Genomic DNA, 22,547 nt, shown 5'->3' with positions numbered 1-22,547 from the left:
GGCCCGAACGCGGCCAGGTAGCGCCGCACCAGCGCCCGCCCGGCCGGGTCGTCGCCGTCCGGGCCGGGCGGTTCGGCGTCGCGGCCCAGCCATCGGGCCAGAGCGACGGTACGGACGCCGGCCGTGGTCCGCCACAGTCCGCGCGGCGGCGCCTGCACGGCCGGCACCAGCGCGAGCACGATCTCGCCGAGCGCCCGCTGGTCGCTCTCCGGCCAGCGCGCGGCGAGCGCACCCACGATCTCGGCGGTGGTGCGGGGCTCGCCGTCGGCCAGGATCTCCCGGGCCGCCGCGGCGAGTTCGTCGAGGTCGACCCCGTCGAACTCGCCGCGGTAGACGCCCAGCACCCGCTGCCGCAGCATCGCGTCGTGCCGGGACCGCCAGGCCAGCACGTCGTCCGCGGCGAGCAGGTGCACGGTGCGGCGCATCAGGTGGGTACGCACCAGGCGGCGGCGCACCAACAGGTCCGACAGGACCGCCGGGTCGAAGGCCCGCAGCCGCGACCAGAGCCCGACGTACGGCTCCTGCGGCTCCTGGGCCTGCAACCCGCACAGGTGCGCCACCGCGTCGGCCACCGGCAGGTCGGCGCGGTCGAGCAGCAGTTGCCGGGCGAGCGTCGCCCGGTTGAGCGCACGCCGGTCGAGCACTGTCACGGCTTCGTTCTCCGGCCGGCTCAGGTGGTGGTCTGGCCGTCGATGCTCTCGCGCAGGATGTCCGCGTGCCCGGCGTGCTGCGTGGTCTCGGCGATGACGTGGATCAGCACCCGCCGGACGCTGCGGACCGAACCGGGCTCGTTCCACGGCGCGTCCGGGACCGGCCAAGTGGCCGACAGGTCCTCGACGCCGGCCACGATCTCCTCGGTACGGGCGGCGACGCGGGCGTACCGGTCGAGGATGGCCGGCAGCGTGTCCTCGGGCAGCATCTGGAAGTCCCGTCCCCGCTCGATCGCCCACTGCGGCAGCTCGCGGGCCTGCCCGGACATGAAGTCCTCCCAGGTGACGCCCTCGGGCATGGCGAAGGACATCGCCGAGGGGCCCTCGACCACGAACCGCAGCCACGCCTCCTCGGTGGACGCGACGTGCTTGATCAGGCCGCCCAGGCAGAGCGCGCTGACGGTCGGCTTCTGCCCGGCCTGCTCGTCGGTCAGGCCACGGACCGTGTTGATCAGCATGTTCCGGGCCTCGGCGAGCTCGGCCAGCAGGTCGGTCCGCTCGGCGTCCAGGGTGGTGGGGGTCGTGGTGGTGCCGGTCATCGTCATCGGTTCCTTCCGGTCCTGATCGGGTACGGGTCCACCCTCGCAGGCATAGCGGTCAGGAAGTGTCCTCTTCTCGCGGCAGAATGCGTGTCGTGCCGAAGACCTCCGCCCGACTGCTCGCCCTGCTGTCCCTGTTGCAGGCGCGACGCGACTGGCCCGGATCGCTGCTCGCCGAACGGCTGCGGGTCAGCCCGCGTACGGTGCGCCGCGACGTCGACCGGCTGCGGGAGCTGGGCTATCCGATCGAGAGCGCCAAGGGGCCGGACGGCGGCTACCGGCTGGGCGCCGGCTCGGCGCTGCCGCCGCTGCTCTTCGACGACGAGCAGGCGGTCGCCCTCACCGTGGCGTTGCAGACCGCCGCCGGTGGGGTGACCGGCATCGAGGAGGCGGCCGCGCGGGCGCTGACCACGGTGCGGCAGGTGATGCCGGCGCGGCTGCGGCACCGGGTGGACGCGCTGCGGGTGGTCGACGTGCAACGCGCCGGCACGCCGGCACAGCACCGGGTGGAACCGGCGCTGCTGATGACGTTGAGCGCCGCCGTGCACGCCCGCGAGGAGCTGCGCTTCGACTACGAGTCGGTGTCCACGACGCCGCCGGTCGCGGGCCGGCCGCCGCGCCGGGTGCAGCCGCACCACCTGGTCACCTGGGGCGGCCGCTGGTACCTCGTCGCCTGGGACCTCGACCGCGACGACTGGCGCACGTTCCGGGTCGACCGGATCAGCCCGCGTACGCCCACCGGCCCCCGGTTCACGCCCCGCGAGCTGCCCGGCGGGGACGTGGCCGCGTACGTCGCCGGCCGGTTCAAGGGCGCCACCGGGCCGGGCGACTGGCCCTGCCGCGGGGAGGTGATCCTCGACCTGCCCGCCCGGGTGGTGTCCGGGTGGACCCGCGACGGGATCGTGGAGGCGCTGGGCCCGGACCGCTGCCGGCTGGTGCTGGGCGCCTGGTCGTGGCCCGGGCTGGCCGCTGTGCTCGGCCGCTACGACGCCGACATCGAGGTGGTCGGGCCGCCGGAGCTGCGCGAGGCGTTCGCCCGCCTGGCCCGCCGTTACGCAGCCGCCGCCCAGGCCCCGGACGCGCCGCGCAGCGGTTGACCGCCTCCCACTGCCCCGGTCGTGCCGGGGGTGTCAGTCGGTGGGCAGGAGCGGGCGCATGAACGTGCGCTCGTACCGCAGGACGCAGCCCGACTCCTCGCGGATCCGGTCGGCGGCGACGAACTCCGGGTCCACTCCGAACCGGGCCCGGTACTGCTCGTACGCCGCCAGGCTCTCGAAGCTGAACAGCGCCTCGGCCCGGTCGCTGGCGCCCTCGGCGGGCAGGAAGTAGCCGTGGTGCACGCCGCCGTGCCGTGCCACCAGCCGCATCCAGGTACGGGCGAAACGCTCGAACGCCTCGAGCTGCGCGGGGTCGATCGTGTAGTGCACGACGCAGGTGATCACGCGGCCACGATAGCGGCGGCCGGTCAGGCGGCGGAGCGGTGGTCGCCGGGGTCGGTCGTGTCGGCCAGGCCCGCGTACCGCCCCCGGTGGTAGAGCAACGGCGAACCGACGTCGGCGTGCCGCAGCAGTTCCGGTTCGGCCAGCACGACGGCGTGGTCCCCGACGACGACCTGGTCCACCACCCGGCACAGCAGCCAGGCCAGTGTGTCGTCGAGGACCGGCACCCCTTCCGGGCCGGGCCGCCAGCGGGTCGGCTCGGCGAACCGGTCGATCCCGCTGGTGGCGAACGTCCGGGCCAGCTCGTGCTGGCCGTGCCCGAGCAGGTGCACCCCGACGTGCCGGGCCCGGGACACCACCGGCCAGCTCGACGACCCCCGGTCCAGGCAGAACGAGACGATCGGCGGTCGCAGCGACACCGCGGTGAACGAGGTGGCGGTGAACCCGGCCGCGGGCGGACCGGCGGCGGTGACCACTGTGACGGTGCTGGCCTGGTGCCGCAGCAGCGTCCGCAGCGCGTCGGCGTCGGCGTCGACCGGGGTGTCGGCGGGCTCGGTCACGGTGTTCCTCCAAGGTGTACGGGACGGGACCGGTCAGACCGTGAAACCGTGGAACAGCACCGACGCCAGCCCGAGGGCCAGCACCAGGTTGAACACGGTGGCGGCGGCGAACACGGTCACCGGCCGCCAGCCGGCCTCGCGCAGCGACGACACGCGGACCTCCAGGCCGATGCTGACGAAGGCCAGGATGAGGAACCAGACGCGCAGGTCGGTGACGATCGCCATGGTGGCCTTGCCGTCCGCGCCCGCGGCGTCGAGGTACCAGGTGGCGATCACCGAGGCGGCGACGAACCCGAGGACGAACTTCGGGAAGCGGCGCCACAGCTCGCCGAGCCCGGGGCGCGGGGCGTCCGGCCGCCGCTCCACCCGCAGCGCGAAGTACGCGGTGAGCGCCACCGCGACCACGCCCATCAGCGCGTTCTGGGTGACCTTGACGATGCTGGCGATCTGGAGCGCGTCCTCACCGGCGAGCGCGCCGGCGGCGGTCACGGCGGCGGTGGTGTCGATGTTGCCGCCGATCCAGGCGCCGGCGACCGCGTCGGAGAGGCCGAGCACGTCGGCCAGCCACGGCAGCAGGAAGATCGACGGCAGCGCGAACGCGATGACCAGGCTGGCCGTGTACGCGAGCTGTTCCCGGCGTGCCCGGACCGCGCCGGCGGCGGCGATCGCGGCGCTCACCCCGCAGATCGACACCGCCGAGGCGAGCAGCGCCCGCAGCTTCTCGTCCAGGCCGAACCGCCCGGCCAGCCACCAGGTGAACAGGAACACGCCGCTGATCAGCAGCAGCGCCTGGGCGATGGCGGGACCGGCGGCGCTCGCGATGACTGCCAGGTTGATCGAGGCGCCGAGCAGCACCAGGCCGGTCTTGATGAAGAACTCGGTACGGAACGCGGCGGAGATCCGGTCCCGCAGGCCGGTCACGGTGACGACGAGGTTGCCGAGCAGGCCGAGCAGGATCGCGTAGACCGGGTACTCGATCGCGGCGGCCACGTCCTCGACCGCGCTGCCCTCGGCCCAGACCGGCACGTTCTGTTCCAGGTAGCGGGTGAGCGCGGCGAGACCGAACACCACCAGCAGGCCCAGGACGGTCCACACCCAGAACGCGCCGGAACGCAGATCGGCCGAGGGCGTGGCGTCCGACGGTGTGCGGTCCGATCGGTCCACTGAGGTCGCGGCGGCGGGGGTGTCCGCGGTGGAGGCCGCGGACGACCCGGCGGCGGTGCTGTGGGTGGCGGATTCCGGGGCGCCGGCCATCACGGCACCAGCCCGGCGGGGATGGCGCCGGCCAGCACCAGGAGCAGCAGCGCGAGGCCGAGGACGGTGGCTGCCCAGTCCTCGTTGAGGGCGAGCCGGGAGTGGCCAGCGGTGGGCGGTTCGGGTGGCGTGGGCGCGTTGCTCATGCGGGCTCCTACGGGTACGCGCGGGCGACGGAGGGCAGCCGGAGGCGAGGGGTGACGGGGGATCGTCGACCCCAACGAGAGTTTCCTACTTAACTAGTAGGATTACAAGGTCTTCCCGGGCCCCGGCTCGCCACCGGCGCGCTCGGCCACCACCACCGAGATGCCGTCGAGCACCCGCTGGAGGCCGAACTCGAAGGCGTGGTCCGGCCCGTACGCCGCGCCGTGCGCCATGCCCGCGGCGGTGCCGACCCGCGCGGCGAGCGGGAAGCTGCCTGCGGTCATGAACTTCTCCAGCCAGGGCCCGTGCGTCCGCCACCACTGGTCGTCGGTCATCCCGGTCTCGCGTTCCAGCTCGGCCACGTCCAGCGCGACCCGGGCCGCGTTCTTGGCGTGCCCCAGCACGAGCGTGAGCACCGCGTCCATCTCCACGTCGTCGAGCCCGATGTCCGCCACGGCGTGCAGCTCGTAGTCGTACTTGGCGAGCACGTTCGGGCCGAGCACCGGCCGGGTCGTCTCGGCGCGCAGCAGCCACGGGTGGGCCCGGTAGAGAGCGAGGTTGTCCCGCGCGATGCGTTCCAGCCGGCCCCGCCAGCCACCCGGCACGTCGGCCGGGCGCGGCAGGTCACCGAGGACGGCGTCCACCATGACGTCGAGCAGTTCCGCCTTACCCGGCACGTACGTGTAGACGGACATGGTGCCCACGCCGAGCGCCTCGCTGACCCGGCGCATGGTGAGCGCGTCGATGCCCTCGGCGTCGGCGATCTCGATCGCGGTGCGCACGATCCGGTCGACGCTGAGACCGGGACCGGCGCCACGGCTGGCCGGTTCCCGGGTGCGCCAGAGAAGGGCCAGGCTGCGGGCGGGATCGGCCTTGCGCCGGCGCTCCTTCGACATGGTGCCGTCATCCTACCGGCCGGGCCGGTCACCAGCCGTCGGCGGGACGCCGGAAAAGGGCAGCCCGAGAATTGTTCGCGCAAAAAAGAATGGCGGGTTCTCCCGCCACTACCAACATATAGCGCACCCCCGGTCTTGCCGCAAGACCGGGGTCGGGGCGCACAATTGCCGGCCGTAACCCATTGCCGTGCCATTCGAAAAGCCGCGAAGAGCGGAGGCTCGGCCGTGCCCGTGATCGGAGACGAGTTGAACCTGCCTGCCACGAGCGTTTTCGATCTACCCGAGCGACTGTCGGCGAAGGCCGACCCCGAGCTGATCGCCGCCGACGAGCGGCACTTCGCCGCCATCGCGGACAGCCTGCGCCGCTCGATCGCCGACCTGACCGACCGGCTCGACGCGACGCGCCGGGCCGCGGGCGGCCGGGGCCGGCAGGCGGTCGACCGGGACCAGGAGGTCCGGCGGCTGAGCGCGCGCCTGCGTACGCTGCGCCGTTACGGCCTGGACCTGTGCCTGGGCCGGATGGTCGGCGCGGACGGCGGCGAACCGGTGTACGTGGGCCGGCTCGGCCTGACCGACGGCGCGGGTGGCCGGTTGCTGCTGGACTGGCGCTCCCCCGCCGCCGAGCCGTTCTTCGGCGCGACGCACGCCGACCCGATGGGCCTGGTCAGCCGCCGCCGGTACCGGTGGACCGCGGGCCGGATCACCGACTACTGGGACGAGGTGTTCACCGCCGACGGGCTGGCCGGGCACGCCGCGCTGGACGACCAGTCGGCGTTCATCGCCAGCCTGGGCGCGACCCGGTCGGCGCGGATGCGCGACGTGCTCGGCACCATCCAGGCCGATCAGGACGCGATCATCCGGGCCGGTTCCCGGGGCGCGCTGGTGGTGGACGGCGGTCCCGGCACCGGCAAGACGGTGGTGGCGCTGCACCGCACCGCGTACCTGCTGCACGCCGATCCACGGCTGGGCGAGCGCCGGGGCGGGGTGCTGGTGGTCGGGCCGCACCAGCCGTACCTGAACTACGTCTCCGACGTGCTGCCCAGCCTGGGTGAGGAGGACGTGCAGATCTGCACGCTCGCCGACCTGGTGCCGGAGGGCGCGGCGGCGGCGCCGGAGACCGACCCGGAGGTGGCGCGGCTGAAGGCGTCCGGGGAACTGGTGCGCGCTGTCGACGCCGCGGTCCGCTTCTACGAGGAGCCGCCCACGGCCGGAATGACTGTCGGGGTCGGGGACGCCGAGCTGCGGCTGACCGCCGACGACTGGGCGACGGCGTTCGAGGCGGCCGGGCCGGGTGTCCCGCACAACGAGGCCCGCGACGAGGTGTGGGAGGAACTGCTCACGATCCTGCTGGAGAAGTACCGCGGCGACGAGCCGGAGGAGGCGGTCCGCCGAGCGCTGGGGCGCGACCGGGAACTGGTCACCGCGTTCGGCCGGGCGTGGCCGCTGCTCGACCCGCTCGACGTGGTGGCCGACCTGTGGTCGGTGCCGGCCTACCTGCGCCGGTGCGCCCCGTGGCTGAGCGTCGAGGAGATCCGTACGCTGCGGCGGGCCGACCCTCGAGCCTGGACGGTGGCGGACCTGCCGTGGCTGGACGCGGCCCGGCGGCGGGTCGGCGACCCGGAGGCGTCGCTGCGGCGGCGCCGCGACGAGGGGGTGCTGGCCGCGCAGCGCGCCGAGATGGACACGGTGGTCGACGCGCTGATCGCGTCGCACGCCTACGACGACGGCGAGGGTCTGATGACCATGCTGTACGGCGAGGACATGCGCACCAGCCTGGTCGACTCCAGCGTGTTGAGCGCGGTCGATCCGGACCTGCTGGCCGGGCCGTTCGCGCACGTCGTGGTGGACGAGGCGCAGGAGCTGACCGATGCGCAGTGGCAGATGCTGCTGGCGCGCTGCCCGTCGCGCAGCTTCACCGTGGTCGGTGACCGGGCGCAGGCGCGGCACGGGTTCACCGAGTCGTGGCCGCAGCGGCTGGCGCGGGCCGGGTTCGACCGCGTCGAGGTGGCGACGCTGTCAGTCAACTACCGCACTCCGGCCCAGGTGATGGCGGCGGCCGAACCGGTGATCCGGGCCGTGCTGCCGGATGCCAACGTGCCCACGTCCATCCGCGACGGCGCTCCGGTGCGATACGGCGCCCGCGCCGAGCTGCGCGCGGTGGTGGACGGCTGGCTGGCCGCACACCGCGAGGGCGTCGCGTGCGTCATCGGCGATCCGGCGTTCCCGGCCTCGGAGCGGGTCCGGTCGCTGAGCCCGGTGCTGGCCAAGGGGCTGGAGTTCGACCTGGTGGTGCTGGTCGACCCGGAGGCGTTCGGCGACGGGGTCGCCGGGGCGGTGGACCGGTACGTCGCAATGACCCGGGCCACCGGCGAACTGGTCGTGCTGACCGGGCCGTGACCGTGCCCCGGGGGCGGCGCACGCACCGCCCCCGGGGTCCGGCTCAGCGGCTCAGCGCCCGGTACCGGCGCAGCGACAGCGGCAGGAACACCGCGACCAGCACCAGCGGCCAGAGCACCGCCAGCAGCGGGTGATGCGCGGCCACCCACGAGTCGCCGCCCCACCCGGGGTTGCCGAACAGCTCACGGGTGGCCCCGACGGTCGCGGACAGCGGATTCCACTCGGCGACCGCGCCCAGCCACGCGGGCATGGTGGACGGCGCCACGAACGCGCTGGACAGGAAGCCCAGCGGGAACTCCAGCGTCTGCACGGCCGTCACCGCGCTCTGCCCCTTCACGGTCAGGCCGAGGAAGACGCCAACCCAGACCAGCGCGAACCGCAGCAGCAGGATCAGCCCGAGCGCGGCGAGCGTGTCGCCGACGTCGCCGCGCGCCCGCCACCCGATCGCCAGGCCGACGAGCAGCATGACGGCGAGCGTCACCACCGCGAACATCAGGTCGGCCACAGCGCGGCCGAGCAGCGGGGCCAGCCGGGACACCGGCATCGATCGCAGCCGGTCGGTGACGCCGCGCTCCAGGTCCGCCGAGACCGCCATGGTGGTCATGCTGATGCCGAAGACCATCGTCATGGCGAACATGCCGGGCATCAGGAACTCGCGGTAGCTGCCACCGCCTGGTACCTGGAGCGCGCCGCCGAACAGGTACGCGAACATCAGCACCATCAGGATGTCGAAGCCCAGCGAGCCGACCAGCGGGCCGGGCTCACGCCGCCAGTGCGCCAGCGCACGACCGGTCAGCGTCAGGCCGTCACCGGCCAGCGACGCGCGCCGGGCCGGGGTCACCGTCGCGGTCACGCGGTCACCTCCACGCCGGTCCGGTCGGCGGACGGCCCGCCGGTGAGCTGGAGGAACACCTCGTCCAGTGTGGGTCGCCGCAGCGCCACGTCGGCCACGTCCACGCCGTCGGCGTCGAGCGCGCGCAGCACCTCGGTCAGCGCGCCGGCCCGGTCGCCGACCTGGGCGCTGACCGCCCGGCGGTCCCTGTCGACTGCCGGTTCGGCGCGGGCGACGGCGCGCAGCCGTCCGGCGGCGGTGGCCAGGTCGGCGGCGTCGCGGACGACCAGCTCGATCCGGTCGCCGCCGAGGCGTGACTTGAGCGCGTCGGGGGTGCCCTCGGCGATCACCCGCCCGGCGTCGAGCACGCAGACGCGGTCGGCGAGCTGGTCGGCCTCGTCCAGGTACTGCGTGGTGAGCAGCACCGTGGTGCCGGCGCGCACCAGATCCCGTACCGCCTCCCACACCTCGTTGCGCCCGCGCGGGTCCAGCGCCGTGGTCGGCTCGTCGAGGAACAGCACCGACGGCGCGAGGATCATCCCGGCGGCCAGGTCGAGGCGGCGGCGCATGCCACCGGAGTACGTGCGTACCGGCCGCCCGCCGGCGTCGGCGAGCCCGAACCGGTCGAGCAGTTCGCCGGCCCGCCGTCGCGCCCCGGCCCGGTCCAGGTGGAACAGACGGCCGAAGATCACCAGGTTCTCCCGCCCGCTGAGCGCCTCGTCCACCGCCGGGTGCTGCCCGACCAGGCCGATGCGGTGGCGCACCCGGTCGGCCTGCCCGGCCACGTCGTAGCCGGCGACCTCTGCTCGCCCGGCGTCGAAGCGCAGCAGCGTCGCGAGAATGCGGACGGCTGTGGTCTTGCCGGCGCCGTTCGGGCCGAGCAGCCCGCACACGGTGCCCGGTGGCACCCGCAGGTCGAATCCATCGAGCGCGGCCGTGTCCCCGTATCGCTTACGCAGGCCCTCCGCGAGGATCGCGTGTTCCACGTCTGTTCCCCCTCCGTCGACGAGGGCACTAACGTACAACGTACGGTATGGCGTCCGCCAATGATTCAGTCGACCAGCCGGTGCTCCCACGCCCAGACCGCGATCTCGGTACGGTTCCGCAGGCCGAGCTTCGTCTGCACCGTCGAGACGTGGCTCTTCACGGTGCTCAGCGAGATGAACAGCTCCGCGCCGATCTCCAGGTTGGTCCGGCCCCGGGCGATCTCGCGTACCACCTCGATCTCCCGCTCGGACAGCGCCGGGCGGCGCTCGTCCCCGGGTGGCGCGGGCGGCGTCAGGTGCCGCAGCAGCCGGACCGTCACCGACGGGGACACGAGCGCGTCACCCTGATACGCCGCCCGCACGGCCTCCACCAGCAGCGCCGGACCGGCGTCCTTGAGCAGGAACCCGGCCGCTCCCCCGCGCAGCGCACCGTAGACGTACTCGTCCAGGTCGAACGTGGTGACCACGACGACCCGCAGCGGGTCGGCCACCTCGGGCCCGGCGAGCGCCCGCGTCACCTGGAGCCCGTCGAGGCGCGGCATCCGGATGTCCACCAGGCAGACATCGGGTCGCAGGCGGCGGGCCTGGGCGACCGCGTCGACACCGTCGGACGCCTCGGCCACCACTGTGATGTCGGGCTGGTCCTCCAGGATCAGCCGCAGCCCGCCGCGAACCATCGCCTGGTCGTCGGCGAGCAGCACCCGGATCGTCATCACGCCCTCCCGTTCGGCACTACCGCCCGCACCGACCACCCGGCGCCATCCGGGCGGGGACCGGCGGTCAGCGTGCCGCCGAGGGCCTCGACGCGCTCGCGCAGGCCGATCAGGCCGTATCCGCCCCGGGACTCGGCGGGCGTGGAGGACGCGTCGTCGGTCACCTCGACCACCACCGCGTCCGGCTCCTGCGCCACGTCGACGGTGACCTGGCCGGTGTGCGGCGCGTGGCGGGCCACGTTCGTCAGCGCCTCCCGGACGATCCGGTGCACGGTGCTGGTGACCTCCGGCGGCCAGGCCGTCTCCGCCGGCAGCCGCAGCCGCACCGGCGGGCCCTGCCGGCGGAACCGCTCGACGAGTCCCTCGATCTGCTCGGTACCGGCCGAGGCCGGCGGCGCGTCAGCGGTGTCCCGCAGCAGCCCGACCAGGCGGCGCATGGCCCGCATCGCCTCGCCGCCGGCCGCCTCGATGCCAGCCAGCGACTCCGTGGCACGCGCCGGATCCCGCCGCCCGACCAGGTGGGCGGCCTGCGCCTGCACCACGATGCCGGTGACGTGGTGGGCCACCACGTCGTGCAGCTCCCGGGCCAGTTCCAGCCGCTCGTCGCGGCGTACCCGCTCGGCTGTGACCTTCGCCCGCTCGTCGAGCAGCCGCAGCGTGAGCCCGGCGGCGACCCCGCCGAGCCAGCACAGCCCGTTGAACGCGACCACCCCCGACCCGCCCGCCCCCGGCCGGGCGGCCAGCCACGCCCCGGCCGCCACCACGAGACCACCGGCGCCGATCAGGCCGGCGGGCAGCGGCGGCAGCGCGCGTACCGCCGATCCGACCAGGACGGCCGACGCGAGCGCCAGCGCCGGCCCCGGCTCGGTGGGCAGGTCGAACAGCCGGGCCGCGACGACTGCCGACCCGGCGACGACGAGTCCGGCGGTGGCGGTGACGACGCGCTGCCTGTCGCGTACCAGAGCCAGCACGCCAGCCACGACGGCGGCCGTGCCGCCGGGAAGCCAGTACGGCAGCCCCCAGCTCGCGGCGATCGCCACCGCCTGGACGCCGATCGCGGCGAGCAGCACCACGGCGAGCCCCGCCGTCGCCGCCACCCGGGTGATCCGTTCACCAGCCATGCCCAGCACGTTAGGAGATCGCGGGCCGCCGCGAACCGGCCGAAAGTAGGGGCCGTCCGAGTGCCGGACCCTGCTCCGGACCGATGCCCGCCGGGCCGGGCGTGCCCAGGATGAGTCGCATGCATCCACCACTCGCCCTGCACGCCGTGCGGCTGACCAAACGGTACGGCCGCCGCACCGCGCTTGCCGACTGCGACCTGAGCGTTCCGCGCGGGCACGTGGTCGGCCTGGTCGGCCCCAACGGCGCCGGCAAGTCCACGCTGCTGCAACTGGCCTGCGGGCTGATCGCGCCCACCTCGGGTTCGCTGACGGTGCTCGGCTCACCGCCGGCCGCCGACGCCGCGCACCTGGCCCGGGTCGGCTTCGTCGCCCAGGACACGCCGGTCTACGCCTCCCTGACCGTCGCCGAGCACCTGCGGATGGGCGCCTGGCTGAACCCGTCCTGGGACGCGGCGCTGGCCCGGCGGCGCGTCGACGAGGTCGGCCTGGATCCGGCGCAGAAGGCGGGCCGGCTCTCCGGCGGCCAGCGCGCGCAACTGGCCCTCGCACTGGCTGCCGCGAAGCGTCCCGAGCTGCTGATCCTCGACGAGCCGGCCGCCGCACTGGACCCGCTGGCGCGGCGCGAGTTCATGCACGGGCTGGCCGGTTTCGTGCGGGAACTCGGCGCGGGCGCGGTGCTCTCCTCGCACCTGCTCGGCGACGTGGCGCAGGTCTGCGACCACCTGGTCGTGCTCTGTGCCGCCCGGGTGCAGGTGGCCGGTCCGGTCCCGGACCTGCTCGCCACACACCACCGGACCGCCGCCGCGTCCGCCGGGGCCGAGGTGGTCTGGGCCGAGCCCGGCCGCGTCGTGGTCCGGGGCCCGGCGGTACGCGACGGCGCGCCGGTCACGCTGGAGGAACTGGTCCTGGCGTACCTGTCCCGGGCCGCCGCCCGCCCGGCGGTGACCCGATGATCCGGATGACGCTGCGGCAGTTCCGCCTCCCGGCGCTCGTCGGCGCCGTCCTGCTGGTGCTGGCCGGCGCCTACCTGCTGCGCCTCGGCGCGGACATCCGCGCCGAGCCCGACCCGGCCCGGCTGCCCGGCCGGTACGCGCAGACGATGCTGTTCCTGGCCGGCGGGTTCGCGCTGCTGCCCGCGCTGATCGGCGCGTTCTGGGGCGCGCCGCTGGTGGCCCGGGAACTGGAGCAGGGCACGCACCGGCTGGTGTGGAACCAGAGCGTGCCACGCCGCCGCTGGTTGGCGATCAAGCTCACCGTGCTGTCGGCCGCCGCCGCGCTCGTCGCCGGTGTGCTCGGCGCGCTGCTGACCTGGGCGGCCTCGCCCGTCGACCGGGTTGCAGGTGACCGGTTCAGCACCGTGCTGTTCGGCGCGCGCGGCATCGCGCCGGTCGGGTACGCCGTGTTCGGCCTCGTCCTCGGCGTGGTCGCCGGGCTGCTGCTCCGCCGCACCCTGCCGGCGATGGCAGTGGTGTTCCTGGCCGTGGTCGTGGTGCAGTTCGCGGTGCCGAACCTGCTGCGCCCGCACTACCTGCCGCCGGAGCGGGTCACCGTGCCGATGACCGCCGACACCGTCAACCGGGCCCGCAACCTGGGCAGCATCACCGGCTCGCCTGTGGTCGGCGGGCTGGACGTGCCTGGTGCGTGGGTCACCGACATCAGCCCGCTGCGGACCGCCGACGGGCGGCAGCTCTCCGACGAGGCGTTCGGCACCTGTTTCCGTGACCCGCCGCGTACCGGCGCCACCGGCACGTTCGGCGACACCGCGGTCTGTCTCGGCAAGCTCGACCTGCACGTGGACCTGGCGTACCAGCCGAACCGCCGGTTCTGGGCGTTCCAGTGGATCGAGCTGGCGCTCCACCTCGGCGCGGCGGGTCTGCTGGCGGCGCTCGGCCTGTGGCACGTCCGGAGACGGGCCGGCTGAGCGGACGGGGGCGGACGGTCCGGGCGCCACGCGCGCCCGGACCGCCGTACCTACCGCTTGAGCAGCGCCCGCAGCGCCTCGGCGATCTCGCCCGGCGCCTCCTCGGCCATGAAGTGCCCGGCAGTGGTGGTGCGGTGCTCCAGGTCCGGGGCCCACGCCCGCCACACCGCCGCCGCGTCGTAGCCGAGCGCGGCGCCCCAGTCCTGCTGGATGACGGTGGTAGGCATGGTCAGCCGCCGCCCGGCGTCCCGGTCCGCCCGGTCGTGCGTCACGTCGATCCCGGCCGACGCCCGGTAGTCCGCGACGATCGAGTCGACCGCCTCCCGGGAGGCCCGCAGGTACTCGGCGCGCACCTGCGCCGGCATGGCCGCCGGGTCACCGGCCCAGGCGTCGAGGAAGTGCCCGAAGAACGCGTCGGCGCTGCCCGCGATCATCGTCTCGGGCAGGCCGGGCGGCTGGGCCATCAGGTACAGGTGGAACGCCACCGAGGCGTTCACGCCGTGCAGCACGTCCCACATGTCGAGGGTGGGCAGCACATCAAGCGACGCCAGGTGGGTGACCGCGTCCGGGTGGTCCAGGCCGGCCCGGACCGCGACCAGGGCACCCCGGTCGTGCCCGGCCAGCGCGAACCGCTCGTGCCCGAGCGCGCGGGCCAGCGCCACCACGTCGGCGGCCATCGTCCGCTTGCTGTACGTGTCCTCGGTGTCAGCGGCCGGTCTGTCGCTGGCGCCGTAACCGCGCAGGTCGGGGCAGATCACCGTGTGCTCGCCGGCCAGGTCGGCGGCGACGTGCCGCCACATCAGGTGAGTCTGCGGGAAGCCGTGCAGCAGCACGACCGGGCTGCCGGAGCCGCCCACCGCCACGTTCAGCGTCACACCCTCGGCGACCGGAACGCGCTGGTAGTCGAATCCCGCGATGGTGGTGCTCATCATGATCCCTCTTTCGTCTCGTCGTACCTGACCAGCGTGGCGGCGCCGGATGAGCAACCGATGAGCGCGATACGGTGACCCCTGGCGAGGAGGGTCGGTGCCTGTCGGTTTCGGTGTGCTGGGTCCGGTGACGGCCTGGGACGACGCGGGTGTGCCGGTCGACCTCAAGGGGCCCCGGCACCGGGCCGTGCTGGCGCGGCTGGTCGCCGCCCGGGGCCGGACCGTGCCGGTCGGGCAGATCGTCGACGACCTGTGGAACGACCCGCCGGCCGGTGCGGTGGGCGCGGTCCGCACGTTCGTCTCGGCGCTGCGCCGCCGCCTGGAACCGCACCGTCCGCCCCGCGAGCCGGCCCGGCTGCTGGTCACCGACGGACCGGGGTACGCGCTGCGCGCCGACCCGGACACCGTCGACGCCTGGCGGTTCGAGGACACCGTGACCGCTGTCGCCGACGCGCTGCCCCGTGCGTCGCTGGACCGGCTCGACGAGGCGCTGGGCTGGTGGCGCGGGCCCGCGTACGCCGACTTCGACCAGCCGTGGGCGAACGCCGAACGGTCCCGGCTCGACCAGATCCGGCTGACCGCAGTGGAGCGGCGGGCCGAGGCGCTGCTGGCGCTGGACCGGGCCGCCGACGCCGTACCCGATCTCGACGCCCACGTCGCCGCGCACCCGTGGCGGGAGGACGGGTGGGCGCTGCTGGCGTCGGCGCTCTACCGGGCCGGACGGCAGGCCGACGCGCTCGCCGTGCTGCGCCACGCCCGGGAACTGCTACGCGACCAGCTCGGCCTGGACCCCGGACCGCGGCTGCGGCGGCTGGAGACCGACCTGCTGCGCCAGGCCGAACCCGAGCCGACCGGTCCGGCGCGGGTCTGGGCGGAGACCGCAGCGGCGTACGAGCGCAGCGTGGTGCCCGGCGCGCGGGCCCGGCTGGAGTCCACCGTCGGGCTGCTGCGCAGCCTCGCGGTGACCGGGCCGGGCGGGCTGGAAGCCGCCCGGGACCAGCGCGAGGCGGCCATCACGGCGGCCGAGCAACTGGGCGACCCGGAGTTCACCGCGCGGGTGATCGGCGGATACGACGTACCCGCGATCTGGACCCGCTCGGACGACCCCGCGCAGGCAGCCCGGGTCGTCGCGGCGGCGCAGCGGGCCCTGGCCGGGCTGGGTCCGGACGCGCCGGAGGCGACCCGGGCCCGGCTGCTGGCCACCGTCGCGATCGAGTCCCGCGGTACGGCGTCGCCGCGACCCGCCGAGGCGGCGCGGGACGCGGAGGCGATCGCCCGGCGGGTGGCCGACCCGGCACTGCTGGCCCAGGCCCTTAACGGCGTGTACATGCAGACGTTCCACCGGACCGGGCTGGCCGCCGAGCGGGACGCGATCGGGGTGGAACTGGTAGCGCTCGCCGCCCGGCACGGCCTGGCCACAGTGGAGATCCTCGGGCACCTGATCCGGGTGCAGGCGCGGAGCGCTCTCGCCGACTTCACCAGCGCCGACGCGCACGCCGAGGCGGCGGACCGGCTCGCCGCCCGGCACGAGAGCCCGCTCGTCGGCGTGTTCACCGGCGGCTACCGGGCCATGCGGACCGCCGCCACCGGCGCCGCGTGCCCGGAGGCGGAGGCCGCGTACCGGTCGTGGGCGACCCGGCTGGCCGGCTGCGGGATGCCCGGCGTGGAACGCGGGCTGGCGTCGCTGGCGCTGCTCTGCCTGCGGGCGTGGCACGACCTGCCGGCCGTCTTCCCCGCCGACACCGACTGGGGGCCGTACGCGCCCTGGGCCCGCCCGCTGCTCCTGCTCGCCGACGGGCGGCGCGACAAGGCCGCAAGGGCGTTGCGCCGCACCCCGGCGCCGCCGCGTGACCTGCTCATGGAGGCGCTGTGGTGCCTGACCGGCCGGGCCGCCGTGGCGCTGGACGACCGGGACGCGATGCTGCGGGCCCGGGCCGCGCTCGCCCCGGCGGCGGGTGAGCTGGCCGGGGCGGGCAGTGGCCTGCTCACCGTCGGGCCCGTGGCCCTGCACCTGGACCGTCTCGACACCGCACTCGCGATGACCGGCGGTCGGGACCGTTCATGAGGGCGGCTCGGATGGCCCGCGCCCTCGGCTAGGGTGCGGCGATGGACGACCTGAGGCACCTGTTCCGGCGCGCCGCCGACCACGCGGCCGACTACCGGCTGTCCCTGCCGGACCGGCCGGTCGGCGTACCCGTGGACCAGGCCGCGCTGAACGAGGCGTTCGCCGGCCCGCTGCCTGATGCGCCCACCCCGCCCGAGCAGGTCCTCGCGGAGCTGGTGGCCGCCGCCGAACCGGGACTCGTCGCCACCGCCGGGCCGCGCTACTTCGGCTTCGTCATCGGCGGCGCCTCGCCCGCCGCCACCGCCGCAGACATGCTGGCCGCCGGGTGGGACCAGAACGCGTTCAACGCCGTCACCTCGCCCGCCGCGGTGGCCGCCGAGTCGGCCGCCGGTACCTGGCTCAAGGAACTGCTCGGCATCCCGGCGACCGCGTCGGCCGGGTTCGTCACCGGCGGGCAGGCCGCGAACACCGCCGGGCTCGCCGCCGCCCGCCACCAGGTCCTCGCCGACGCCGGCTGGGACGTGGAACGACGCGGCCTGTCCGGCGCACCGGCGGTGCGCGTGTTCGCCGGCGCCGAACGGCACGCCACCGTCGACAGGTCGCTGCGGCTGCTCGGCCTCGGCACCGACGCGCTGCGCCCGGTGCCCACCGGCCCGCAGGGCGCCATCGACCCGCACGCGCTGGCGGCGGCGCTGCGCGACGCCGGTCCCGGACCGACCATCGTCTGCCTGCAGGCGGGCAACGTGAACACCGGCGCGTGCGACGACCTGCGCCGCGCCTGCGACCTGGTCCACCGGTACGGCGGCTGGGCGCACGTGGACGGCGCGTTCGGGCTGTGGGCGGCCGTCAGCCCGTCGACCCGGCACCTGGTGGACGGGCTGGAGGCGGCCGACTCGTGGGCCTGCGACGGCCACAAGTGGCTGAACCTGCCGTACGACACCGCGTTCGCGTTCTGCGCCCGGCCCGACGCGCACGCGGCGGCCATGTCGCTCGCGGCCGCGTACCTCGTGGGTTCCGGCGGTGTGCCCGTAGGCGCGGAGCTGACCGCGGAGTCCTCGCGCCGCGCCCGTGGTTTCGCGGTCTGGGCGGGCCTGCGGGAGCTGGGCCGCGACGGCGTCGCCGCGCTGGTCGAGCGGTGTTGCGCGCTGGCCCGGCGGTTCGCCGACGGGCTGAGCGCGGCCGGGTTCGAGGTGGTGAACGACGTCGTGCTCAACCAGGTGCTGGTCGGGTTCGGCGACGACGCGCGCACCGACCGGGTGGTGGCCGCGGTGCAGGCCGACGGGACGTCCTGGGCCGGTGGGACGACGTGGCGGGGGCGGCGGCTGATGCGGATCTCGGTGTCGAACGCGACCACCACTGAGGCCGACGTGGACCGGTCCGTGGCGGCGATCGCCCGGCTGGCCCGCTGAGCGGCGTCAGCCGGGCAGACGCAGCAGGTGCCGCCCGGGGAACGGGCCGCCGTGCTCCCGCTCCCAAGTGGCGAGGTGGCGCTTCTTCTCCTCCGGCGAGGGGGCGAGGAAGTCGAAGTAGGCGAGGATCACCGTGCGGGCCTCGTCGACCGTGTACGACGCTCCCGACGGCACCGGGCCGAGGCTGTCCACGCTGACGCCGGTCGGCGTGCAGCGCACCACTGCGGAGTTGCCCTCGTACTCCTCGTAGTCCGAGCGCCCGGACATCACGTCGTCGATGCACTGCAGCAGCTCAAGGCAGTCCGGGGCGTACGTCTGGATGTCGCTGACGAGCTGGGAGGCGAACGAGCGGAAACGCGCGTCACCGCTGGTCATGGTGGGCGCGCCGTTCTGATTGCGCCCGAACTGGATGTCACCCACAGCTAGCGTCCCCCCACCGGCCAAGCCGAGTACCACGTCGTGCCACCGGGATTGTAGAAGCCCTCGACGAGCAGCCCGTTCGCCCTCCCCTGCCATTTGTTGGGGTCGTCCGGGTGCGGGCCGCCGGACCGGAACGCGCCCTCGATCGTCTCGTCGACCCGCTGCGGCGTCCAGTTGTCCGGGAAGAAGGTGCTCGAACCGCGCTTCTGGCGCCAGACCCCGCCGTCGTCCTGCACGTCGACGCGGGCGCGGTACGTGCCGTCGGCGTGCCGTTCGAGGATCATCTCGCGGCCGTCCGCGTCGACGCGGACCCGGGCACCCGGCGGGTTCTCCCCCATGAACCGGTGGTGGAAGCCGGTGCCCCGGGGCGGATTGGCGTTGGTGTTCACGTGACCGCGGAAGATGTGCGCGTAGCGGCGGTGCCGCATCCGGGCCCGGAGCCACTTCTCCACCGGCGTGAAGAGACCGGCCTTTCCCCGCTTACCCACCGAGCACCGCTTCGGTGGCCAGGTTGAGCAACTGGTCGATGAGGACACCGGTGATGAGCTTGAAGATCGGGATCTCCAGCAGGGAGGCGCCGAAGGTGACCACCGCCGTGGCGACCGCCTGCGCGATCTGAATCGCCAAAAGCGTCAGCTGCACGATCACGTTGATCTTCAAGGCGAGGACGATCCCGGCGCACACCATGAGCCCGGTTCCGATGAGCGCCGCCGCGGAGGCCCCGTCGTCCAGGTTGGTCTTCGCCGAGTCGGCGGCCTGCCAGCTCGTCTGGAAACGTTCGATGGCGTCGTCGCGATTCTGGGTCCACATCTGCTGCGCCGATCGGTCGGCGTCGGCCACCGGCGTCCGGAGCCGGTCCGGGAAGGCAAGCCACGCCTGGCCCATCTCCAGCAGCTTCGTCTCGTCGGCCTCGGGCCAGGTGTAGCCGAGCATGCCGAGCAGGGACACCAGTTCTCCAGGCAGTGTCATTCCCATGTCAGCCGAGCACCTCACGGAAGCGGCCGAGACTCTCGGTGATCATGCGTTCGGTCTCCTGGTAGTTGAGGCCCATCACCCGGCTCAGCTTGCCGATGTCCTCGATCTCGACGAGGTTCGCGTCGTAGCTCTCCAGCGCCAGGTCGCGAATCGTCTCGTACACCATCCCGATGAGCGAGCCGAGGTCGTCGTTGCCCCACGGGGTGCCGAAGGCCGCCAGCTCGGCGTCGAACGCGGACAGCGCGGCGCGCAGACGCTGCGCGGAGGCGACGATGTCGTCACCCGCCCCGATGATCGATTCGGGATCGATCTCGATCTCGCGGGCCATCAGCGCTCCTCTCCGTCGGTCATCGTCCCGGGTCCCGGATGGTCTGCATCACGCCGGTCAGCGCTCCGGTGAGCGCGGACATCTGGCGGACGCTCGCTTCCTGAAGGTCGCGCAGCCGCGCGTCGAGCGCGGCCGAGCCGAGCCCCTGCGGCGCCGCCGCCGGGGGGATCTGCTCCAGCGCGCGGTTGACCGCGACCACCACCGACTCGCCGAGCTCCGCCGAGGACAGCCGGCGGGGCGGGCGGGTGACCTCCAGCCGGGTCAGCCGGGCCGAGCCGTCGACCTCCGCGCGTACGGTCCCGGCGTCATCGGACCCGCTCCACCGCTCGTCCCCGCCGTCCTCGGGCGGCGTTCCGCCGGTCGCGGCGCCCAGCACGTCCATGACCTGGTGCAGGAGATCCGCCGGGCCGTTCGCCGGGACGTCCCCGCCGAGCCCGGTCGCCGGACCGGCCGTGGCGACGGCGTCGGCGATCGCGCCGTGGAGCCGGCGCATCGCCGCCTCGCTCTCGGCGAGGACGGCCCCGAGGCTTCCGGTCAGCGCGGACAGGTCGGCCACCGGTTCGCTGCTCGCCAGGCTGCGCCGGGACGCGGTCAGCGCGTCGTTCACCGCCTGCTCGACCAGGCGGCCCAGCTCGTCCTCGGACAACCGCATCAACGGCGCGGCCAGCTCGACGGAGCGCAACCGCCCGTCCTCCGCCGTCACCTCGACCTGGCCGTCGGCGGCCCGGCCATGCGCCTCGGCGGTCACCCCGCCGGCGGTGTGGCCGTCGGCGGTCCCGCTGCCAGCGGGATGCGCGCCGGCGCGCAGGGCCGCCAGCTCCTCGCGGTAGCCGGAGACGCGCAGCGCGTAGTCGTCGGCCGCGGCGTCCTGTGTCATCCCGTTGCCTCCCCGTCACGGTCAACCAGACCCTAGCAACGCCCGGCACGCCCGGATGTCCCTCCACAGGGGAGCACGCTCATCACCGTGCCGTCACGGGGCCCACACGAAGCGCTACCGGTTGCTACCGTGTCGGGCACCGTTGTCCTCTGGGGAGGGTCGTCATGTGGGCGGACGAGGCCGCGATGGACGCGGCGGCACGACGGCTCGACGAGTGGGAGTCGTCGCTGACCGACCGGGCGGCACGCGCCCGTGACCTGTCCGCCCGCACACAGGCGCTGATCGGCACCGCCCGCAGCACCGACGGGCTGGTCGAGGTCACCGTCGACGCGTCCGGGCTGCTCACCGGCCTGCGACTCGACGAACGCGTCCGGCAGCACTCCGCCGCACACACCGCCCGGCAGATCCTGGCGGTCACCCGGGACGCCCGCGCCGACCTGCTGCGACAGCTCACCGAGGCCACCACCGAGACGCTCGGCGCTGACGACCCGGCCGCGCGAGCGATCGTCGAGTCCCACCAGCGGCGGCTCGGCCCCGACCAGGACGCGCCGGATGCCGCCCGGTGACGGCCTCCAGGTCGACCCGGACGACCTGACCGCGCACGCCGTCCACCTCGGCCGCTGCGCCGACAGTATCGACACCGCGCGGCAGGCCGGACAGCACGTCCGGCTGAGCGCCGACGCGTACGGGCAGCTCTGCGCGATCATGCCCGTCCTGCTCGGCGGTCTCCAGCGGACGCTCACCGACGGCATCGGCACCGCCGCCACCTCGGTCCGGGACACCGCCGGGAAGCTGCGGTCCAGCGCCGAGCGCTACCGCGCCTCCGACGCGCACGCCGCGGACCTGCTCGACCGGGTACGGCAGCGTCGGTGACCACGAACCCGCTGGTCGCCGCCGCCCCGGACACCGCGCCGAGCGCCTGGGCGGGCGTGTGGATCTGCGAGGACATCGAACTCATCGCCCAGGGCGTACGCACCGGCAGCTGGATCGACGGCAGCCTCGGCGTCGTCAGCGCCGGCCTCGACGCGCTCGCCCTCGTGTCCGACCCGGCCGGGGCCCTCCTCCAGTACGGCATCGCCTGGCTCATCGAGCACGTCAAGCCGCTCAGCGAGGCCCTCGACTGGCTCGCCGGCGACCCCGCCGAGATCACCGCGCACGCGCAGACCTGGCGCAACGTCGCCGCGTCGCTGCGCGAGGACGCCGCCGAGCTGGCCCACGCCGTCCGCACCGAGGTCGCCGGGTGGACGGGCGCCGCCGCCACCGGCTACCGCCGCTGGGCGGCCGAGCAGCAGCAGGCCGTCACCGGGCTGGCGCAGGGCGCCGAGGCGATGGCCGCGATCACCGAGGGCGCCGCCGGCCTGGTCGCGGCCGTGCGGCTGCTGGTCCGCGACGCCATCGCCGCCTGCGTGTCCCGCCTGATCGTGTACGCGGCCGAACTGGTCGCCACGGCCGGGCTGGCGACGCCGCTGGTGGTGGAGCAGGTGACGACGACCGTGGCGTCGTGGGCGGCGCGGATCGGGCGGTTGTTGCGGGGATTGCTGGCGAGTCTGCGGCGGCTGATGCCGGAGATGCGGCGCCTCGGCGACCTGATCGAGAAGCTGAAGGAGGTGCTGCGCCGCTTTCGCCGCCAGCCATCCGCGTCACCACCGCCGCGTGATGTGGACCCACCCCAGACGCCACGCGACCCCGATGCTCCCGACTTCCGGAATCCGGAGATCGACGCTAGGAAGATCACCGCGTACGCCATGAATCCGGAGCATCCCGTCGGCAAGAACAAGTACCGGGTGATCAACGCGGCGACCGGGCTCGGCCCTGACGACGCCGCGAACATCGAGCGGCAAATCCGCGAGGGCGTGCGAAACGGCACACCGATCGCGGGCAAGGCGGACCAATATGGCCGGCGCTGGTCCGTCGACCTACCCCTGACCGGCCCGTCCGGAACTATCCTGGTGCGGACCGCCTGGATTCTCGATGCCGACGCTTCCGCACCGCGCCTCGTCACCATCTCGTTCCCGCCCAAGCAAGGATGATC

General features: G+C 74.4%; 26 protein-coding genes. 9 read left to right on the top strand and 17 right to left on the bottom strand.

Annotated features, from left to right (window positions below):
• Both AC2CHG_RS13835 and AC2CHG_RS13830 read right to left on the bottom strand, forming a co-directional pair.
• Positions 1-650, bottom strand: a 650-nt coding sequence (locus tag AC2CHG_RS13835) for a DNA glycosylase AlkZ-like family protein (protein WP_484524874.1), incomplete at its 3' end; no start/stop codon positions are given.
• A 20-nt stretch (positions 651-670) separates the two neighbouring features.
• Positions 671-1,249 (bottom strand): DinB family protein, encoded by a 579-nt coding sequence (locus AC2CHG_RS13830; RefSeq protein ID WP_262015242.1) that lies wholly within the window; start codon positions 1,247-1,249, stop codon positions 671-673.
• A gap of 86 nt (positions 1,250-1,335) precedes the next feature.
• Here AC2CHG_RS13830 and AC2CHG_RS13825 point away from each other — a divergent pair, with 86 nt between their 5' ends.
• On the top strand, positions 1,336-2,346 hold the full coding sequence (locus tag AC2CHG_RS13825; RefSeq protein ID WP_262015243.1) for a helix-turn-helix transcriptional regulator: 1,011 nt from the start codon (positions 1,336-1,338) through the stop codon (positions 2,344-2,346).
• A gap of 33 nt (positions 2,347-2,379) precedes the next feature.
• Here the strand turns inward: AC2CHG_RS13825 and AC2CHG_RS13820 are convergent, their stop codons facing one another.
• The 5 genes from AC2CHG_RS13820 to AC2CHG_RS13800 form a co-directional block, all read right to left on the bottom strand.
• Complete coding sequence (locus tag AC2CHG_RS13820; protein ID WP_484524873.1) at positions 2,380-2,691, bottom strand: NIPSNAP family protein; 312 nt, start codon at positions 2,689-2,691, stop codon at positions 2,380-2,382.
• 23 nt (positions 2,692-2,714) lie between these two features.
• Positions 2,715-3,248: a flavin reductase family protein gene (locus tag AC2CHG_RS13815; protein ID WP_484524872.1), complete on the bottom strand. Its 534-nt coding sequence runs from the start codon at positions 3,246-3,248 to the stop codon at positions 2,715-2,717.
• Positions 3,249-3,281: 33 nt separating this feature from the next.
• On the bottom strand, positions 3,282-4,502 hold the full coding sequence (locus AC2CHG_RS13810) for a YeiH family protein (protein ID WP_484524871.1): 1,221 nt from the start codon (positions 4,500-4,502) through the stop codon (positions 3,282-3,284).
• Positions 4,502-4,648, bottom strand: a complete 147-nt coding sequence (locus AC2CHG_RS13805; protein WP_262015247.1) for a hypothetical protein — start codon at positions 4,646-4,648, stop codon at positions 4,502-4,504. The genes AC2CHG_RS13810 and AC2CHG_RS13805 overlap by 1 nt, the downstream gene beginning before the upstream one ends.
• Before the next feature lie 102 nt (positions 4,649-4,750).
• Positions 4,751-5,542 (bottom strand): TetR/AcrR family transcriptional regulator, encoded by a 792-nt coding sequence (locus tag AC2CHG_RS13800; RefSeq protein ID WP_357208869.1) that lies wholly within the window; start codon positions 5,540-5,542, stop codon positions 4,751-4,753.
• 225 nt (positions 5,543-5,767) lie between these two features.
• Between AC2CHG_RS13800 and helR the strand changes: the two genes are divergently transcribed.
• Complete coding sequence (helR, locus tag AC2CHG_RS13795; protein ID WP_402806039.1) at positions 5,768-7,939, top strand: RNA polymerase recycling motor ATPase HelR; 2,172 nt, start codon at positions 5,768-5,770, stop codon at positions 7,937-7,939.
• Positions 7,940-7,982: 43 nt separating this feature from the next.
• On the opposite strand, the gene AC2CHG_RS13790 is transcribed toward helR, so the two are convergent.
• From AC2CHG_RS13790 to AC2CHG_RS13775, 4 genes are all read right to left on the bottom strand, one after another.
• On the bottom strand, positions 7,983-8,792 hold the full coding sequence (locus AC2CHG_RS13790; RefSeq protein ID WP_262015250.1) for an ABC transporter permease: 810 nt from the start codon (positions 8,790-8,792) through the stop codon (positions 7,983-7,985).
• A complete protein-coding gene (locus AC2CHG_RS13785) occupies positions 8,789-9,757 on the bottom strand; it encodes an ATP-binding cassette domain-containing protein (RefSeq protein WP_355509256.1) in 969 nt (322 codons plus the stop codon). Before AC2CHG_RS13785 ends, AC2CHG_RS13790 begins: the two co-directional genes overlap by 4 nt.
• A 65-nt stretch (positions 9,758-9,822) precedes the next feature.
• On the bottom strand, positions 9,823-10,470 hold the full coding sequence (locus tag AC2CHG_RS13780) for a response regulator (RefSeq protein WP_484524870.1): 648 nt from the start codon (positions 10,468-10,470) through the stop codon (positions 9,823-9,825).
• On the bottom strand, positions 10,470-11,591 hold the full coding sequence (locus tag AC2CHG_RS13775) for a sensor histidine kinase (protein WP_484524869.1): 1,122 nt from the start codon (positions 11,589-11,591) through the stop codon (positions 10,470-10,472). Before AC2CHG_RS13775 ends, AC2CHG_RS13780 begins: the two co-directional genes overlap by 1 nt.
• A gap of 119 nt (positions 11,592-11,710) precedes the next feature.
• On the opposite strand from AC2CHG_RS13775, the gene AC2CHG_RS13770 reads away from it, so the two are divergent.
• Together AC2CHG_RS13770 and AC2CHG_RS13765 are read left to right on the top strand one after the other, a co-directional pair.
• Entirely contained in the window at positions 11,711-12,544 is an 834-nt protein-coding gene (locus AC2CHG_RS13770) for an ABC transporter ATP-binding protein (RefSeq protein WP_357208858.1), read from the top strand.
• Positions 12,541-13,512 carry an ABC transporter permease subunit gene (locus AC2CHG_RS13765; protein WP_484524868.1) on the top strand — a complete coding sequence of 324 codons (972 nt, stop codon included), beginning with the start codon at positions 12,541-12,543 and terminating at the stop codon, positions 13,510-13,512. The genes AC2CHG_RS13770 and AC2CHG_RS13765 overlap by 4 nt, the downstream gene beginning before the upstream one ends.
• 50 nt (positions 13,513-13,562) lie before the next feature.
• Here AC2CHG_RS13765 and AC2CHG_RS13760 read toward each other — a convergent pair whose 3' ends face one another.
• Complete coding sequence (locus tag AC2CHG_RS13760; RefSeq protein ID WP_484524867.1) at positions 13,563-14,444, bottom strand: alpha/beta fold hydrolase; 882 nt, start codon at positions 14,442-14,444, stop codon at positions 13,563-13,565.
• A 94-nt stretch (positions 14,445-14,538) separates the two neighbouring features.
• On the opposite strand from AC2CHG_RS13760, the gene AC2CHG_RS13755 reads away from it, so the two are divergent.
• Complete coding sequence (locus AC2CHG_RS13755) at positions 14,539-16,506, top strand: AfsR/SARP family transcriptional regulator (protein ID WP_484524866.1); 1,968 nt, start codon at positions 14,539-14,541, stop codon at positions 16,504-16,506.
• A gap of 41 nt (positions 16,507-16,547) precedes the next feature.
• On the top strand, positions 16,548-17,915 hold the full coding sequence (locus tag AC2CHG_RS13750) for a pyridoxal phosphate-dependent decarboxylase family protein (protein WP_484524865.1): 1,368 nt from the start codon (positions 16,548-16,550) through the stop codon (positions 17,913-17,915).
• A gap of 6 nt (positions 17,916-17,921) precedes the next feature.
• On the opposite strand, the gene AC2CHG_RS13745 is transcribed toward AC2CHG_RS13750, so the two are convergent.
• From AC2CHG_RS13745 to AC2CHG_RS13725, 5 genes are read right to left on the bottom strand one after another with little or no spacing between them, the layout of a single operon-like run.
• Positions 17,922-18,335 carry a hypothetical protein gene (locus AC2CHG_RS13745; RefSeq protein ID WP_484524864.1) on the bottom strand — a complete coding sequence of 138 codons (414 nt, stop codon included), beginning with the start codon at positions 18,333-18,335 and terminating at the stop codon, positions 17,922-17,924.
• Positions 18,336-18,337: 2 nt separating this feature from the next.
• A complete protein-coding gene (locus AC2CHG_RS13740; protein WP_030502361.1) occupies positions 18,338-18,823 on the bottom strand; it encodes an EndoU domain-containing protein in 486 nt (161 codons plus the stop codon).
• Positions 18,816-19,310, bottom strand: coding sequence for a WXG100-like domain-containing protein (locus tag AC2CHG_RS13735; RefSeq protein WP_262015259.1), 495 nt, complete (start codon positions 19,308-19,310; stop codon positions 18,816-18,818). Before AC2CHG_RS13735 ends, AC2CHG_RS13740 begins: the two co-directional genes overlap by 8 nt.
• Position 19,311: 1 nt before the next feature.
• A complete protein-coding gene (locus tag AC2CHG_RS13730; RefSeq protein WP_120569993.1) occupies positions 19,312-19,638 on the bottom strand; it encodes a hypothetical protein in 327 nt (108 codons plus the stop codon).
• Positions 19,639-19,657: 19 nt separating this feature from the next.
• A complete protein-coding gene (locus AC2CHG_RS13725) occupies positions 19,658-20,515 on the bottom strand; it encodes a hypothetical protein (RefSeq protein ID WP_262015260.1) in 858 nt (285 codons plus the stop codon).
• Between the two features lie 164 nt (positions 20,516-20,679).
• On the opposite strand from AC2CHG_RS13725, the gene AC2CHG_RS13720 reads away from it, so the two are divergent.
• The 3 genes from AC2CHG_RS13720 to AC2CHG_RS13710 are packed head-to-tail and all read left to right on the top strand — an operon-like array spanning position 20,680 to position 22,545.
• Positions 20,680-21,081, top strand: a complete 402-nt coding sequence (locus AC2CHG_RS13720; protein ID WP_484524863.1) for a YbaB/EbfC family nucleoid-associated protein — start codon at positions 20,680-20,682, stop codon at positions 21,079-21,081.
• On the top strand, positions 21,068-21,388 hold the full coding sequence (locus tag AC2CHG_RS13715; protein WP_484524862.1) for a type VII secretion target: 321 nt from the start codon (positions 21,068-21,070) through the stop codon (positions 21,386-21,388). The genes AC2CHG_RS13720 and AC2CHG_RS13715 overlap by 14 nt, the downstream gene beginning before the upstream one ends.
• Positions 21,385-22,545, top strand: coding sequence for a WXG100 family type VII secretion target (locus AC2CHG_RS13710; RefSeq protein WP_484524861.1), 1,161 nt, complete (start codon positions 21,385-21,387; stop codon positions 22,543-22,545). The genes AC2CHG_RS13715 and AC2CHG_RS13710 overlap by 4 nt, the downstream gene beginning before the upstream one ends.
• Positions 22,546-22,547 lie beyond the last annotated feature (2 nt).

It is taken from the genome of Micromonospora sp. ATLC20 (genome assembly GCF_057196585.1).
The sequence above is the reverse complement of the archived record's forward strand: the minus strand, read 5'-3'. Positions and strand labels throughout refer to the sequence as shown.